The sequence below is a fragment of the Ornithinimicrobium kibberense genome (assembly GCF_006519705.1).
Lineage (GTDB): Bacteria > Actinomycetota > Actinomycetes > Actinomycetales > Dermatophilaceae > Ornithinicoccus > Ornithinicoccus kibberensis.
The window spans coordinates 43,720-58,509 of sequence record NZ_VFXM01000007.1; the positions used below are offsets into that span (position 1 = coordinate 43,720).

The 14,790-nt window shown below is 72.6% G+C and carries 12 protein-coding genes and 2 tRNA genes; 6 read left to right on the forward strand and 8 right to left on the reverse strand.

What is annotated here, in order from left to right; translation table 11 throughout:
• Position 1: 1 nt before the first annotated feature.
• Positions 2-72 (reverse strand) — tRNA-Gly (locus FJR00_RS07275).
• Positions 73-158: 86 nt separating this feature from the next.
• Between FJR00_RS07275 and FJR00_RS07280 the strand changes: the two genes are divergently transcribed.
• Both FJR00_RS07280 and tig read left to right on the forward strand, forming a co-directional pair.
• A tRNA-Pro gene (locus FJR00_RS07280) sits at positions 159-235 on the forward strand.
• A gap of 71 nt (positions 236-306) precedes the next feature.
• Positions 307-1,713 carry a trigger factor gene (gene tig, locus FJR00_RS07285; RefSeq protein ID WP_141338126.1) on the forward strand — a complete coding sequence of 469 codons (1,407 nt, stop codon included), beginning with the start codon at positions 307-309 and terminating at the stop codon, positions 1,711-1,713.
• A gap of 91 nt (positions 1,714-1,804) precedes the next feature.
• On the opposite strand, the gene FJR00_RS07290 is transcribed toward tig, so the two are convergent.
• Positions 1,805-2,737: a DMT family transporter gene (locus tag FJR00_RS07290; protein ID WP_141338127.1), complete on the reverse strand. Its 933-nt coding sequence runs from the start codon at positions 2,735-2,737 to the stop codon at positions 1,805-1,807.
• A 148-nt stretch (positions 2,738-2,885) separates the two neighbouring features.
• On the opposite strand from FJR00_RS07290, the gene FJR00_RS07295 reads away from it, so the two are divergent.
• The 3 genes from FJR00_RS07295 to clpX all read left to right on the forward strand — a co-directional run bounded on the left by FJR00_RS07295 (position 2,886) and on the right by clpX (position 5,654).
• Positions 2,886-3,494, forward strand: a complete 609-nt coding sequence (locus FJR00_RS07295) for an ATP-dependent Clp protease proteolytic subunit (RefSeq protein ID WP_141338128.1) — start codon at positions 2,886-2,888, stop codon at positions 3,492-3,494.
• Positions 3,495-3,564: 70 nt separating this feature from the next.
• Positions 3,565-4,227 carry an ATP-dependent Clp protease proteolytic subunit gene (locus FJR00_RS07300; protein ID WP_075958832.1) on the forward strand — a complete coding sequence of 221 codons (663 nt, stop codon included), beginning with the start codon at positions 3,565-3,567 and terminating at the stop codon, positions 4,225-4,227.
• A 155-nt stretch (positions 4,228-4,382) separates the two neighbouring features.
• The gene (gene clpX, locus FJR00_RS07305; RefSeq protein ID WP_141338129.1) at positions 4,383-5,654 is read left to right on the forward strand and encodes an ATP-dependent Clp protease ATP-binding subunit ClpX; all 1,272 of its coding nucleotides are present in this window, start codon (positions 4,383-4,385) and stop codon (positions 5,652-5,654) included.
• A 4-nt stretch (positions 5,655-5,658) separates the two neighbouring features.
• Here the strand turns inward: clpX and FJR00_RS07310 are convergent, their stop codons facing one another.
• Genes FJR00_RS07310 through valS form a run of 6 tightly spaced genes read right to left on the reverse strand, consistent with a single transcriptional unit; the run spans position 5,659 to position 12,583 of the window.
• Positions 5,659-6,198 carry a hypothetical protein gene (locus FJR00_RS07310; RefSeq protein ID WP_141338130.1) on the reverse strand — a complete coding sequence of 180 codons (540 nt, stop codon included), beginning with the start codon at positions 6,196-6,198 and terminating at the stop codon, positions 5,659-5,661.
• A 1-nt stretch (position 6,199) separates the two neighbouring features.
• A complete protein-coding gene (locus FJR00_RS07315) occupies positions 6,200-7,582 on the reverse strand; it encodes a DUF58 domain-containing protein (RefSeq protein ID WP_141338131.1) in 1,383 nt (460 codons plus the stop codon).
• Complete coding sequence (locus tag FJR00_RS07320; RefSeq protein ID WP_377466314.1) at positions 7,579-8,619, reverse strand: AAA family ATPase; 1,041 nt, start codon at positions 8,617-8,619, stop codon at positions 7,579-7,581. Before FJR00_RS07320 ends, FJR00_RS07315 begins: the two co-directional genes overlap by 4 nt.
• On the reverse strand, positions 8,616-9,128 hold the full coding sequence (locus tag FJR00_RS07325) for a hypothetical protein (protein WP_141338132.1): 513 nt from the start codon (positions 9,126-9,128) through the stop codon (positions 8,616-8,618). Before FJR00_RS07325 ends, FJR00_RS07320 begins: the two co-directional genes overlap by 4 nt.
• Complete coding sequence (locus FJR00_RS07330; RefSeq protein WP_141338133.1) at positions 9,125-9,859, reverse strand: DUF4129 domain-containing protein; 735 nt, start codon at positions 9,857-9,859, stop codon at positions 9,125-9,127. Before FJR00_RS07330 ends, FJR00_RS07325 begins: the two co-directional genes overlap by 4 nt.
• A 9-nt stretch (positions 9,860-9,868) precedes the next feature.
• The gene (gene valS, locus FJR00_RS07335) at positions 9,869-12,583 is read right to left on the reverse strand and encodes a valine--tRNA ligase (RefSeq protein ID WP_377466311.1); all 2,715 of its coding nucleotides are present in this window, start codon (positions 12,581-12,583) and stop codon (positions 9,869-9,871) included.
• Between the two features lie 155 nt (positions 12,584-12,738).
• On the opposite strand from valS, the gene FJR00_RS07340 reads away from it, so the two are divergent.
• Entirely contained in the window at positions 12,739-14,688 is a 1,950-nt protein-coding gene (locus FJR00_RS07340) for an alanine/glycine:cation symporter family protein (RefSeq protein WP_238330370.1), read from the forward strand.
• Positions 14,689-14,790: the final 102 nt, after the last annotated feature.

Here is a 14,790-nt window from a genome sequence, read left to right on the forward strand (position 1 = left end):
GAGCGGGTGACGGGAATCGAACCCGCGTAGCCAGTTTGGAAGACTGGGGCTCTACCATTGAGCTACACCCGCGTGGCCCCCGGCCGCACGTGCACGGGCCGGGTGGGCCGAGCAGATAGTCTAGCCCTCTGTCCTCCGTGCTCGGTGCACCGGGACCACGGGGTATGGCGCAGCTTGGTAGCGCGTCCGCTTTGGGAGCGGAAGGCCGCCGGTTCGAATCCGGCTACCCCGACCACCTAGCATGAGGTGAACCGTTCCGTGGTGCCCTGGGCACCGCATACCCCCCAACCCTCTGGAGCACCAGCAGTGAAGAGCGCTGTCGAGAACCTGTCCCCGACCCGGGTGAAGCTGACCGTCGAGGTCTCCGCCGCGGACCTCAAGCCCCACCTGGACGCGGCCTACGCCGGCATCGGGGCCCAGGTCCAGGTCCCTGGCTTCCGCAAGGGCAAGGTGCCCCAGCGGATCATCGACCAGCGCTTCGGTCGGGGGACCGTCGTGCAGGAGGCGGTGAACGAGGCGCTGCCCGAGCTCTACGGCCAGGCGATGGCCGAGCACGACCTGACCCCGCTGGGCCAGCCGGAGGTCAACTTCACCGAGCTGCCGCTCCAGGACGGCCAGGACCTGAAGTTCGAGGCCGAGGTCGACGTGGTCCCCGCGTTCGAGCTGCCCGACTTCTCCGGCATCGAGGTGCAGGTCGACCCGGCCACGGTCGCCGACGACGACGTGCAGACCCGGCTGGACGCCCTGCGCGCCCGGTTCGGCACGCTCAAGCCGATCAAGCGCAAGGCCAAGACCGGCGACCACCTGACCATCGACCTGTCGGCGACGATCGAGGGCGAGGAGGTCGACTCGGTCACGGGCGTCTCCTACGAGATCGGCTCCGGCACCATGCTCGAGGGCCTGGACAAGGCGCTGCGCGGGACCAAGACGGGGGACACCGTCGAGTTCACCTCCCCGCTGGCCGGCGGCGACCGCGCCGGCGAGGTGGCCGACGTGACCGTCACCGTCACCGCCGCCAAGGAGCGCGAGCTGCCCGAGCTGGACGACGAGTTCGCCCAGCTGGCCAGCCCCCACGACACGATGGAGGAGCTGCAGGCCGACCTGCGCGCCCAGGCCGAGCAGGCCGCCCGCTTCGAGCAGGGCGTCGCCGCCCGGGACAAGGTCCTGGACCAGATGCTGGCCATGGTGGACATCCCCGTCCCCGAGTCGCTCGTCGAGGCCGAGGTGCACCGTCACCTCGAGGGCGAGAACCGGCTCGAGGACGACACCCACCGCGCCGAGGTCACCGAGTCCACGACCAAGGCGATGCGCACCCAGTTCCTGCTCGACAAGATGGTCGAGCGCGACGAGGTCGACGTCGACCAGGGCGAGCTCATCGAGTACATCATGATGACCGCCCAGCAGTACGGCATGAACCCCCAGCAGTTCGCCCAGCAGATCGACCAGCAGGGCCAGGTGCCGGCGATGGTGGCCGAGGTCGGCCGCCGCAAGGCGCTCGCCTCGGTCCTGGAGGCCGCCAAGGTCACCGACACCGACGGCAACGTCGTCGACCTGGACGCCATCGAGGGCTCCGACGAGGAGGGTGACGAGGACGACGACCTCGAGGACGGCGACCTCGACGAGCTCGACGACGTCGAGGAGCTCGAGGACGCCGAGGAGCAGGCCGAGGAGGTCGACGCCCCGGCGGAGGACGACGAGGCGGCCAAGGCCTGACCGGCCCCACCTGCGTGCGAAGGGCCCCCGACCGGACCGGTCGGGGGCCCTTCCCGCGTCCGCCGGGTCCCCGGCCCCTCGGCCGGGTCGGTCAGCGGCCGACCGGTGACGCCTCCGCCACGGCGACGGCGGGGCGCTCGCTGCGGCGCTCGTGCCAGGACAGGGCGACCACGGTGGTCAGCACCAGGGCCATGCCCAGCCACTGCGACGCCTCGGGCCGGGTGCCGAACACGAGCACGCCCACCAGTGCCGCCGTGAGGGGGAAGGCCAGCTCGGCCAGCGTGGCCCGGGAGGCAGGGGTGCGGCCCAGCGCCTTGTAGTACAGGACCATGGCCGCCAGGCCGGGCACGAGCGCGAGCAGCAGCAGGTCGGGCAGCGCGTCCCGCCCGAGGGCCAGGGGCGTCCCGGTGGCCCCGGCGACCGCGAGCAGGGTGGCCAGCCCGACGGCGAAGCGCAGCGCCGTGAGGTCGAGGAAGCGCAGCTCCCGGCTGGCGGCCCGCCCCAGGACGGTCCCGGCGGCCCACAGGCACGCGGCCCCGGTCGCCAGCAGCGCCGCCCGGGCCGAGTCGGCCCGCACGGCCAGGGGGTCGGGGAAGGAGAGCAGCCAGGCGCCCAGCAGGGCCGGGACGAGGAAGAGCAGGTAGCCGCCGCGGAGCCGCTCGCCGAGCAGCAGGGCCGCCAGGCCGACGGCCACGAGGGGCTGCAGCTTCTGCAGCACTTGCGGGGTGATGGGGTCGCCCACGGCGAAGGCGGCGGTGAACAGCACCGTGGCCAGCGCCGAGCTGCCCGCGCCCACCACGAGGACGGACACCCGGGTGCGCACGCTCGCCGCCAGCAGCCGGCGCACCGCGGGGACCAGCCAGGGCAGGAGCAGCAGGGTGAGGACGAGGTGCTCCCACAGGACCACCGTCAGCGCCGGGTACTCACGGGCCAGGGGGCCTCGCCAGAGGGCCGAGAGCCCCCACAGGGAGGCGGCGAGGGCGACCAGCCAGGTGCGGTCGCCAGGAGTCTGCGGGGCGGTCACGGGGGCCACCCTCCCACGGCTGCGGGGGCCTTGTGCGCTCAGGGCGAACACGGCGGACCCTCGGGAGTGCCCGGGGCGGGGCGGGCGTTAGGGTCACTGAGAAGACGACGGCCGCCCGACGGCATACCCCGACGAAGCGAGGGACCACATGACCCAGGAGACCAGCATGGCCGAGCGCCCGGCTCCCAGCCTGGACGACCAGATCTACAACCGGCTCCTCAAGGAGCGGATCATCTTCCTCGGCTCGGACGTGCGCGACGACAACGCGAACGCGATCTGCGCCCAGCTCCTGCTGCTGTCCGCGGAGGACCCCGAGAGCGACATCTGGCTCTACATCAACTCCCCGGGCGGATCGGTCACGGCCGGCATGGCGATCTACGACACGATGAAGTGGATCCCCAACGACGTGGCCACCGTCGCGATGGGCCTGGCCGCCTCCATGGGCCAGTTCCTGCTGTCGGCCGGCACGAAGGGCAAGCGCTACGCGACGCCGCACGCCCGCGTCATGATGCACCAGCCCTCGGGCGGCATCGGCGGCACGGCCTCCGACATCAAGATCCAGGCCGAGCAGATGCTGCACATCAAGAAGCAGATGGCCGAGCTGATCGCCGAGCACACCGGGCAGGACGTGGAGCAGATCGAGAAGGACTCCGACCGCGACCGCTGGTTCACGGCGGCCGAGGCCAAGGAGTACGGCTTCGTGGACCACGTCTACGAGCGCTCCGAGGACGCCCCGGGCGAGCAGCCCACGTCGTGACCGGCGCCAGAGACGAGAAGAGAGAGCTGACATGACCCAGCACCACCACCCCTACGCCGGTCGTGCCTGGATGGGCGACGCGCCCGCGCGGCCCGTCGGCGGCTCGGCGCCGCCCGCCCCCGGCAGCCGCTACATCCTGCCGCAGTTCGAGGAGCGCACCTCCTACGGCACCAAGCGGCAGGACCCGTACACCAAGCTGTTCGAGGACCGCATCATCTTCCTCGGCGTGCAGGTCGACGACGCGTCGGCCGACGACATCATCGCCCAGCTGATCGTGCTGGAGTCCCAGGACCCCGACCGGGACATCCTCATGTACATCAACAGCCCCGGTGGTTCGTTCACCGCGCTGACGGCGATCTACGACACCATGCAGTACATCAAGCCGGACGTGCAGACGTTCGTCGTCGGGCAGGCCGCCTCCGCCGCGGCCGTGCTGCTCGCGGCCGGTGCGCCGGGGAAGCGCTTTGCGCTGCCCAACGCCCGGGTGCTCATCCACCAGCCGGCCCTGGCCGGCGGGGACTACGGCCAGGCCTCGGACATCGAGATCCAGGCCAACGAGGTGCTGCGGATGCGCACCTGGCTGGAGGAGACCTGGGCCAAGCACTCCGGCAAGACGGTCGAGCAGGTGCAGAAGGACATCGAGCGGGACAAGATCCTCACCGCCGCCGAGGCCAAGGAGTACGGCCTCGTCGACGAGGTGCTGTCCTCGCGCAAGGCGTCGCTGGGGGACTGACCCTCCGGCCGGCCCCGGAGCCCGTCGCCCCCGCCGGGGCGGCGGGCTCCGTCGCGTGCGGGCCGTTGCGCTGACGGCGGACGGCGCGCAACACGCGTATGCCGTGAGCAGAATGAGGCTGTGCCCGGAGGGTCCGGCAAGGTAGCGTCGGGGCCATGGCACGCATGGGTGAGAGCAGCGACCTGCTGAAGTGCTCCTTCTGCGGGAAGAGCCAGAAGCAGGTCAAGAAGCTGATCGCGGGCCCGGGCGTGTACATCTGCGACGAGTGCATCGACCTGTGCAACGAGATCATCGAGGAGGAGCTGGCCGAGTCCAGCGAACTCGGCCTGGGCCAGCTGCCCAAGCCGCGCGAGATCTTCGACTTCCTCCAGGAGTACGTCGTCGGGCAGGACCCCGCCAAGCGGGCCCTGGCCGTGGCGGTCTACAACCACTACAAGCGGATCCAGGCCGGCGAGGGCGCCCGCGGCGACGACGCCGTGGAGATCGCCAAGTCCAACATCCTGCTCATCGGCCCTACCGGGTGCGGCAAGACCTACCTGGCCCAGACCCTGGCCAAGATGCTCAACGTCCCGTTCGCCATCGCCGACGCGACGGCGCTCACCGAGGCCGGCTACGTCGGCGAGGACGTCGAGAACATCCTTCTCAAGCTCATCCAGGCCGCGGACTTCGACGTCAAGAAGGCCGAGACGGGCATCATCTACATCGACGAGATCGACAAGATCGCCCGCAAGAGCGAGAACCCCTCGATCACCCGGGACGTCTCCGGGGAGGGCGTGCAGCAGGCGCTGCTGAAGATCCTCGAGGGCACCGTCGCCTCGGTGCCGCCGCAGGGCGGGCGCAAGCACCCGCACCAGGAGTTCATCCAGATCGACACCGCCAACGTGCTGTTCATCGTCGGCGGGGCGTTCGCCGGGATGGAGAAGCTCATCGAGGCCCGCACCGGCAAGCAGGGCCTGGGCTTCGGCGCCGAGCTGAGGTCGGCCAAGGACGTCGGCGAGCAGTTCGGCGACGTGCTGCCCGAGGACCTCATGAAGTTCGGGCTCATCCCCGAGTTCATCGGCCGGCTCCCGGTCATCACCACGGTCTCCCCACTCGACCGGGACGCACTGGTCAACATCCTCACCGAGCCGCGCAACGCCCTGGTCAAGCAGTACCAGAAGATGTTCGAGATCGACGGTGTCGAGCTGGAGTTCAGCGACGACGCCCTCGACGCGATCGCCGACCAGGCGCTGCTGCGCGGCACCGGGGCCCGCGGGCTGCGCGCCATCCTCGAGGAGGTGCTGCTGCCGGTGATGTTCGACGTCCCCTCCGACGAGGAGATCGCCAAGGTCGTCATCACCAGCGAGGTCGTGCGCGAGAACGTCAACCCCACGATCGTGCGCCGCGAGGTCACCCGCAAGCGGCAGCAGCGCAAGGAGAGCGCCTGACCGGTCAGTCCCTCGCGGTGCGCCGCAGGTAGACGACCAGGCCGCCCACCACGGTGGCCAGCCCCACGATCCCCGGCACCACCCCGAGCCCCTCGGGGGCGGGACCGTGGACGACCAGGCCGGCCGCGGCCCACACCACGGCGGTGACGAGGGCGACCACACCCGTGCGCACGGCATACACCCGCAGGACCGAGGACGGCAGCGGGGCCTGGCCGGGCACGGACGCGGCCAGCGCGGCCGACGCGTGGACGAGCAGCAGCCCCCACGCGGCGGGCAGCAGCGCCCAGTGCCAGGGGCCGGGGACCCCGGCCCACCAGGACGCGACCCCGAAGACGGTAAGGACGACCGGCATGAGCGTGGTCGGCTGGTAGACCACCAGGGCCCCCAGCACGAGGATGCCGGCCCAGGCGACCGGTCCGCCGCCGCCGGCGAGCGCGAGGGAGAGGGCGAACAGGCCGGCGCCGAGCAGCGCGACCAGGCGCACCCGCAGGTGGGTCGGGTGCGCGGACCGCAGGTCGGCCCAGGAGGCGAGCAGCTCGGCCACCTCAGACCCCCGCCCGGCGGCCGCGGTGGGCCAGCTCGCGGAGCACGACGTCCAGGCTGCCGGGTCCCAGCCACGGCACCACCGCCACGCCCTGGGCCCGGATCGCCCGGATCTCCCGGTCGCGCTCGAGCATGCGGATGCGCCAGGCGGTCCGGGCCAGCGGGTCCCGGTCCAGGGCGGCGACGACGCCGCCCTGCTGCGGGTCCACGAGCGCGTCGACGACCACGACCGACAGGCCGCGGGCGGCCAGGGTGGCCGCCTGCGTCAGCGCGTCGGGGGAGACGAGCGCGGAGACCATGACGACCAGCGTGCCCTCGCCGACCCCGAGGTGGACCCGGCGTGGGTCGGTCTCCTCGGCGACGGCGGGCACGACCCGGCTGAGGGTGTCGAGGATGCGCACGCCGTGGCGCCGGCCGGTGCCGGTCGGCACGGTGAGGGGGGTGCGGGCCGACAGCACCCGCAGGCTGACGCGGTCGCCCTGCTGGAGGAAGTGCTCGCAGACCGCGGCCGCGGCCCGGACCGAGCGGTCCAGCGAGCTGGCCGGACCGTCCGTGCCGCCGGAGGTCCCCAGGTCGTAGTGGGCGTCGACGAGGACCGCGACGTGCGTGTCCTGGTCGGCGTAGCTGGCCGTCACGTGCAGCTCGCCGGTCCGGGTGGAGCGCGGCCAGTGGATGCGACGCAGCCGGTCACCGACCTGGAAGGGCCGCAGGGAGGCGAACTCGCTGCCCTCCCCGGGCCGGGAGGAGCGGTGCGCCCCGACCAGGCCGCGCGGGTGCGGGGCGGGCGCCGCGCTGTCGAAGGCGGCCGGCTGGGGGAGCACCGGCAGGGTCAGCGGGTCCAGCGGCACCGGGCCCCACCGGTAGGAGCCCCAGGCGCCGACCGCCCCGACCTGGACCGGCCCGATGCGGCGTCGTCCCCACCGCGTGGGCCGCAGGCCCAGGACGAGCCGGCGACGGCCCTCGACCGTCGGTCCGGCCGCGTCGAGGACGGTCCCGACGCCCGCCCCCTCGGGGGCGTGCGGGTCGTCCCGCGGGCGCCCGTGCCGGGCGGCCCCCGGCCCCACGCCCCGGAGGAAGGGGGCCGGCGCCGACGCCGCGGCCAGCACCTCCGCGCCGGGCACCGGCTCCACCTCGGCCACGGCCAGCACCTGCTCGCCCTCGCGCACCTGGCCGTGCGAGAGGGCCAGGGCGCGGCCCGGCAGGCGCTCGGGGCGGGTCGCCAGGCTCCAGGCCAGCACGACGGCGAAGGGGGTGGCCAGCACGACGAGGTCCGGCCGGCGCCACAGCAGGGCCACCGGGGCGGTGAGGACCACGACGGCCAGGCAGCGCAGCAGGGCGTGCGTGGGCGCCCAGCGGTCGCGGCGGGAGGAGGACACGGTGGTCACTCCGCGGCGACGGTGGAGGCTCCGGTGCGCGAGCCCGGCACGGGGACCTGGCCCAGGGCGGCGTCGACGACGGCGGCGCCACCGGTGTCGGACATCCACAGCTCGGGCTTGATCGAGATGCGGTGGTCGAGGACCGCGTGGGCGACCGCCTTGACGTCCTCGGGGGTGACGTAGTCGCGGCCCGCCACGACGGCATACGCCCGGGCGGTGAGCATGAGGGCCAACGACCCCCGCGGGGAGGCCCCGACGAGCACCGCCCGGTGCCGTCGGGTCGCCGCGGCCAGCTCGACGCAGTAGCGCGACACGTCGTCCTCGACCGGGACCGTCTCGACGGCGGACTGCATGGCCGCCAGCCCGTCGGCGTCGGTGACCGGCTCCAGGTGCTGGTCCTCGGTCTGCCGGGCGATCCGCCGCCGCAGCACGTCCCACTCCTCCTGCGGGCTGGGGTAGCCGAAGGAGACCCGCATGAGGAAGCGGTCCAGCTGGGCCTCGGGGAGGGGGTAGGTGCCCTCGTACTCGACCGGGTTGGCCGTGGCCAGCACGTGGAAGGGCTGGGGCAGCGCGAAGGTCTGCCCCTCGACGGTGACCTGGTGCTCCTGCATCGCCTCGAGCAGCGCCGACTGCGTCTTCGGCGGCGTGCGGTTGATCTCGTCGGCCAGCAGCAGCCCGGTGAACAGCGGGCCGGGGCGGAAGGCGAACTCGGCGGCCCGCTGGTCGTAGACGAACGAGCCGGTCAGGTCCGACGGCAGCAGGTCGGGCGTGAACTGGGCCCGGGTGAAGTCCAGGCCGAGGGTCTGGGCGAACGAGCGCGCGGCCAGGGTCTTGCCCAGGCCGGGGTAGTCCTCCAGCAGGACGTGCCCGCGGGCGAGCACGGCCGTGAGGACGAGCGTCAGCGCCTCGCGCTTGCCGACGACGGCCTGCCCGACCCGGTCGAGCACCTGCTGGGCCCGGCGCGACACGGTGGCCACGTCCGGGGTGGTGCTGCCGGGCGGCGGCGTGCCCGGGGCGGCGGCGGACGGTGGGGGCTGGTCGGTCACAGCTTCTCGATCCCTTCGACGGCGGTCTGCAGCGTCCCCCGGCTTCGCCGGCGCGTCCCGGACGGGGGGGTGGTCAGGTAGGCCCACAGCTCGGGCCCGGTCAGGGCCCTGGCCTCCTCGGGATGGGTGGTCAGGTCCACGCCGTGGTGGGCGCGGAGCCGCTCGGCGGCGAGGTCGACCAGGACGGCGTGGACGGTGTCGGGGCGGTCGTCCCGCTCCAGGGCGTCCCGGAGGTCGCGGCGCAGCCGCACCAGCCGGTAGTCCAGCGCGGCCGGGGCGATCGCCTCCTCGCGGGGGGTGGAGGCCCACCAGGCCGGTTCGACACCGTGGCCGGTGCGTCGGAGCGCGGCCAGGAGCAGCCCCAGGGCCGCCCCGGCGAGCAGCACGACGGCCACGACCTCGGGCAGGGTATGGGGCAGCGCACCGACGAGGTACAGGAGCGTCCCGAGGGCGAGGACGGCGACGACGGAGGACAGGAGCGTCCGCCGGAGGCGGTGGCCGCCGCTCACCGGTCCGCACCCGCCGCGTCGGCGTCGGCGGCCGCGGAGGCGGCCTCCTGCTCGGCCAGCGCCCGCCGGCGAAGGTCGGCGTGGATGCGCTCCAGGGCGTCGACGGCGGCCCGGCGCTGCTCCTCGGTGACGGGGTGGCGCGAGAAGCGGGCCTCCCGGTAGGCCTCGGACAGGTCGATGATCGCCGGGGGGTCCACCTGCCAGCGGCCGAGCACCCGGGTGGTGAGCTCGGCGGCGGTCTCGGAGGGGTCGGTGGACAGGCCCGAGCGGTCGACCGCGTCCTCCAGGGCGACCCAGCAGGCGACGACCGCGTTGCGCGGGTCGCCCTCGGTCAGCGCCCGGTAGCGGACCTCTTCGCCGCTGGCGTCCAGCAGGGCCAGCAGCTCCTCGTCGGGCTCCTCGACGGGGTCACGCTCGCGCCGGTCCCGTCGCAGCAGGGCTCGCAGGACCAGGAGCACCCCGGCCACGACGACGGCGGCGTAGAACAGCAGCACCAGGTCGATCACCCGCTCGGCTCCCTCCGGTGCCCCTTCCGCATCGGTGATCTCGTCCCCGGGCTGCTCGACGGAGACCAGGTCCGGCAGCTCAGGCAGCCTGATCGGGGGCGGGCCCCAGGTGCCCTGGGGCTCGGCGACGAACGAGGACCCCTGTCCCGACCCCCACAGCAGGAGGACCAGGCCGGCCACGGTCAGCAGGACCGCGACGACGGTCGACCGGCTGCCCCTGCGCATCCGGTCAGCCTAGTCGGCGTCCTCCGTCACGAGCGCGACGTCGTGCACCGCCAGCTCCTCGGCCTCGGCCAGCTGCAGCTCGCCGGTGACCTTGCCGGCGGCCCGCAGGTCGCCGGTCGCGGCGCGCAGCCGCTCCAGGTCGGCCGCCGGGCCGGTCAGCGTGGCGGCCGAGATCTCCGTGCGCATCTTGACCTTGGCCTCAGACTTCGCGCGTCGCAGCCCGCTGAGCGCCTGGCCCACGACCGTGAGCAGCCCGAGGTCGCCGTCCGCGGCCCCGCGGAGCTCCTCGACCGTCGGCCAGGGCTGGACGTGGACCGAGGAGCCCTCCTCGTGCCACCACGACCAGACCTCCTCGGTCGCGAAGCACAGCACCGGCGCCAGCAGCCGCAGCTGGACCGACAGGGCCAGCCGCAGGGCGGCCCGTGCCGACAGGGTGGCGGGGGCGGGGCCACCCTCGTCCGCCGACCCGTAGGCCCGCTCCTTGACCAGCTCGAGGTAGTCGTCGCAGAAGGTCCAGAAGAAGCTCTCGGTGACGTCCAGGGCGGTGGAGTAGTCCCAGTTCTCGTAGGACGTGGTGGCCCGGCGGACGACGTCGGCCAGGGCGGCCAGCATCGAGCGGTCGAGCGGCTCGGTGACGAGCGAGGCGGCGTCGGCGGGGGCGCCGTCCGGCCCCTCGGGCAGCTCGCCGAAGGACAGGGCGAACTTGCTCGCGTTGAGCAGCTTGATCGCCAGCCGGCGGCCGACCTTGACCTGGCCTGGGTCGTCGATGGTGTCCACGCCGGGGCGGGCGGCCGCGGCCCAGTAGCGCACCGCGTCGGTGCCGTGCTGCTCGAGCATGCCCAGCGGGGTCGTCGCGTTGCCCTTGGACTTGGACATCTTCTTGCGGTCCGGGTCGAGGATCCAGCCGTTGATGGAGGCGTCGGTCCACGGCAGCGAGCCGTGCTCGTGGTGGGCCCGCACGACGGAGGCGAACAGCCAGGTGCGGATGATGTCGTGCCCCTGGGGCCGCATGTCGAAGGGGAAGACCTTGGCGAACAGCTCGCTGTCGTTGCCCAGCTCGCCGTCGGGCGCGCCCGCCACCGGCCAGCCCGAGGCGATCTGCGGGCTGAGCGAGGAGGTGGCCCAGGTGTCCATGACGTCGGGGTCGCCGGTGAAGCCGCCCGGCTGGTCGCGCTGGTCCTCGGTGTAGCCGTCCGGCACGTCGGTGGCCGGGTCGACCGGCAGCCGGGACTCGTCGGGGACCAGGACGGTGTCGTGGTCCACCTCCCCGTCCGCGTCGACGGCGTACCAGACCGGGATCTGGACTCCGAAGAAGCGCTGGCGGCTGATCAGCCAGTCCCCGTTGAGGCCGCCGACCCAGTTGCGGTAGCGGCTGCGCATGAAGTCGGGGTGGAAGCGCAGCTCCTCGCCGCGGGCCAGGAGCTCCTCGCGCAGGTCCTCGTCCTTGCCGCCGTTGCGGATGAACCACTGCCGGGAGGTGACGATCTCCAGCGGCTTGTCGCCCTTCTCGAAGAAGTTGGCCTTGCGCTGGGTCTTCTGCGGCTCCCCGTCCAGGTCGCCGCTCTCGCGCAGCGCGGCGACGACGGCCTCACGGGCGGAGTGCGTGGTCCTCCCGGCGAGGTGCTCTGCATACAGCGCCTCGCCCGGGCCGCCGGCGACCCAGTCGGGGGTCTCGGCCTGCAGGCGGCCGGACCGGGTGATGACCGACCGGGTCGGCAGGGACAGCTCGCGCCACCACTGCACGTCGGTCATGTCGCCGAAGGTGCAGCACATGGCGATGCCGGCGCCCTTGTCGCTCTCGGCGGCCTCGTGCGCGAGCACCGGGACCTCCACGCCGAACAGCGGCGAGCTCACCGTGGTGCCGAAGAGGTGCTGGTAGCGCTCGTCGTCGGGGTGGGCGACCAGCGCCACGACCGAGGGGATGAGCTCGGGGCGGGTGGTCTCGATGTGCACCGGACCGTCCGTGCCCTCCCCGACCGGGTGGAAGGCCACCCGGTGGTAGGCGCCCGGGTAGTCGCGGGCCTCCAGCTCGGCCTGGGCGACCGCCGTCTGGAAGGTGACGTCCCACAGCCCGGGCGCCTCGGAGGAGTAGGCCTCGCCGCGGGCCAGGTTGCGCAGGAACGCCTGCTGGGCCACCGCCCGGGACCGGTCGTCGATCGTGCGGTACTGCACGCTCCAGTCCAGGGACAGGCCGAGCCGGCGGAAGGTGTCCTCGAACGCCTGCTCGTCGATGACGGTCAGCTCCTCGCAGAGCTCGATGAAGTTGGCGCGGCTGATCGGCACCTGGTTGGCAGCCTTGCTGCTCCTGGCGTCCCCGCCCCGCTGCGGCGGGGTGAAGCCGGGGTCGTGGGGCAGGGTGGCGTCGCCGCGCACGCCGTAGTAGTTCTGCACGCGGCGCTCGGTGGGCAGGCCGTTGTCGTCCCAGCCGATCGGGTAGAAGACGTGCTTGCCGGTCATCCGGTGGTAGCGGGCCAGGCAGTCGGCCTGGGTGTAGCCGAAGACGTGCCCGACGTGCAGGCTTCCCGAGGCGGTCGGGGGAGGGGTGTCGATCGCGAAGATCTGGCTGCGGTCGGCGGCGAGGGCGGCCTCGCGGTCGAAGGTGTTCGCCCCTCGCTCACGCCATACCTGGACCCACTTCTCCTCCAGCCCGTCGACGGACGGACGCTCCGGCAGCTCGGCCGGGCGCGGGAGGGCGGTGCGCTCAGGTGTGCTCATGGCGGACATTGTCCCAGACCCGCAGCGGTGCTCCGAGGTGCGCGGGCACCAAGGGTGGACAACGACGGGGGCCGGTCCTGATGTTCCGTGACCGAGGTCACGTTTTGGTCAAGATCCCCCGATGTCGTTGACCGTGGGACGACGTGGCGTGGACTGTGATCTCCATGTTTGCCAACAGAGCCTTCCCGACATCGGTGGTCGAGGACCCGCAGTGGGTCACCGACATCGAGACCACGGTCGACAGTGCCTTCACCAGCGTGACGAAGTGGTCCGGCGAGATCATCTTCTTCACCCTCCCCGGCATCCCGCAGATGCCCTTCGTGGTGATGTGGCTGATAGCGGCCGCGATCATCATCACCCTCTACCTGGGCTTCATCCAGTTCCGAGGCCTGAAGACCGCGTACGAGACGATCCGCGGCCGCTACTCCAGCGAGGACGACCCCGGCGAGATCCCGCACTACCAGGCCCTGACCTCAGCCGTCTCCGGCACCGTCGGCCTGGGCAACATCGCCGGCGTCGGTGCGGCGGTCACCCTGGGTGGCCCGGGCGCCACCTTCTGGATGATCCTCGCCGGCCTGTTCGGGATGGCGACGAAGTTCGCCGAGTGCACCCTGGGCGTGAAGTACCGCGAGATCCGCGAGGACGGCACGGTCTCGGGTGGTCCGTTCAAGTACCTGCCCGTCGCCTTCGACAAGCTGCCCAAGGTCCTCTCGGTCGGGCTCACCGGCCTGTTCGCCTTCGCCATCCTCTTCTTCGGCGTCGGCGGCGGCAACATGTTCCAGGCCAACCAGACCTACTCCCAGGCCGTCACCGTGCTCGACCCCGACGGCACCGGCTGGCTGTCCTCCACGACCGGCGCCTTGGTGTTCGGGATCATCCTGGCCGCCATCATCGGTGCGGTCATCATCGGCGGGATGAAGTCCATCGGCCGGGTCACCTCGACCCTGGTGCCGCTCATGGGTGGCGTCTACATCCTGGCCTGCCTCGTCGTCATCCTCACCAACCTGGGCAACGTCATCCCCGCCTTCGGCGAGATCCTCTCCGGGGCGTTCACGCCCGAGGGCGTCACCGGCGGCTTCGTCGGCGCGCTGGTCGTCGGCCTGACCCGTTCGGCCTTCTCCAACGAGGCCGGCCTGGGCTCGGCCCCGATCGCGCACTCCACCGTCAAGACCCGTCGCCCGGTCTCCGAGGGCTTCGTCGCGATGTTCGAGCCGTTCATCGACACGGTCGTGATCTGCACCATGACCGCGCTGACGATCGTCATCGCCGACACGACCTTCTACAACGACGCGCGTGACTTCACCTTCGAGGACGGGGACCGCTACGACCCCGACTACGGCGTCTCCGGCGTGGCGGTCACCTCGAGCGCGTTCGGCGAGCAGATCAGCTGGTTCCCCGCCGTGCTGGCCGTGGCCGTGGCGCTGTTCGCCATTTCCACGCTCATCACCTGGTCCTACTACGGCCAGAAGGCGTGGAACTACCTGTTCGGCGACACGCACACCTCGACGACGATCTACCGCTTCGTCTTCCTCTTCTTCACCATCTCGGGCACGCTGCTGACCTTCGGCCAGGTGCTGGCGTTCGCGGACAACTTCCTGTTCGTCTGCGCCTTCGTCAACCTGCTGGGCGTCTACATGCTGCTGCCGGTCATCAAGCGCGAGATGAACGAGTACCTCGCCGACCGCAAGAGCGGCCTGCTGGCCGAGCTGGGCCTGCCGGACGCCGAGAAGACCCGGCCGATCTCCGAGCTGGCCGGTGAGAACCAGATCGTGGACGCCTCCGGCCGCAACCGGGTCGCCGCGGGTGTCTCCGCCGAGGACCTCCGGGCCAGCACGGGGGCCAAGATCCCCGAGGAGGGCGCCGCCCACCACATCGTCACCGGGGACCCCGACGACGACGGCTTCGGCCGCGGTGCCGCGACCGACCCCTACCCGCCGCCGCACCTGCGGCACAAGGGTCGCCACGAGCAGGTGGCCGACCCGGACGACAACGGCTTCGGCCGCGGCGGCGCCACCACGCCGACCGAGCCGCCCCACCGCCAGCCGCGCGGCCGGCACGAGGCGGACGGCGACCCGGACGTCCACCCGGACGCCGACGGCGACCCGCGCACCTGACCCACAGGGCCGCGGACGACCCGCACCACCGGCGAGGGGCCGGGAGCACATGCTCCCGGCCCTCGTCGTGCGTCCGGCCTCGGGATCGCGGCCGGCGGGCCT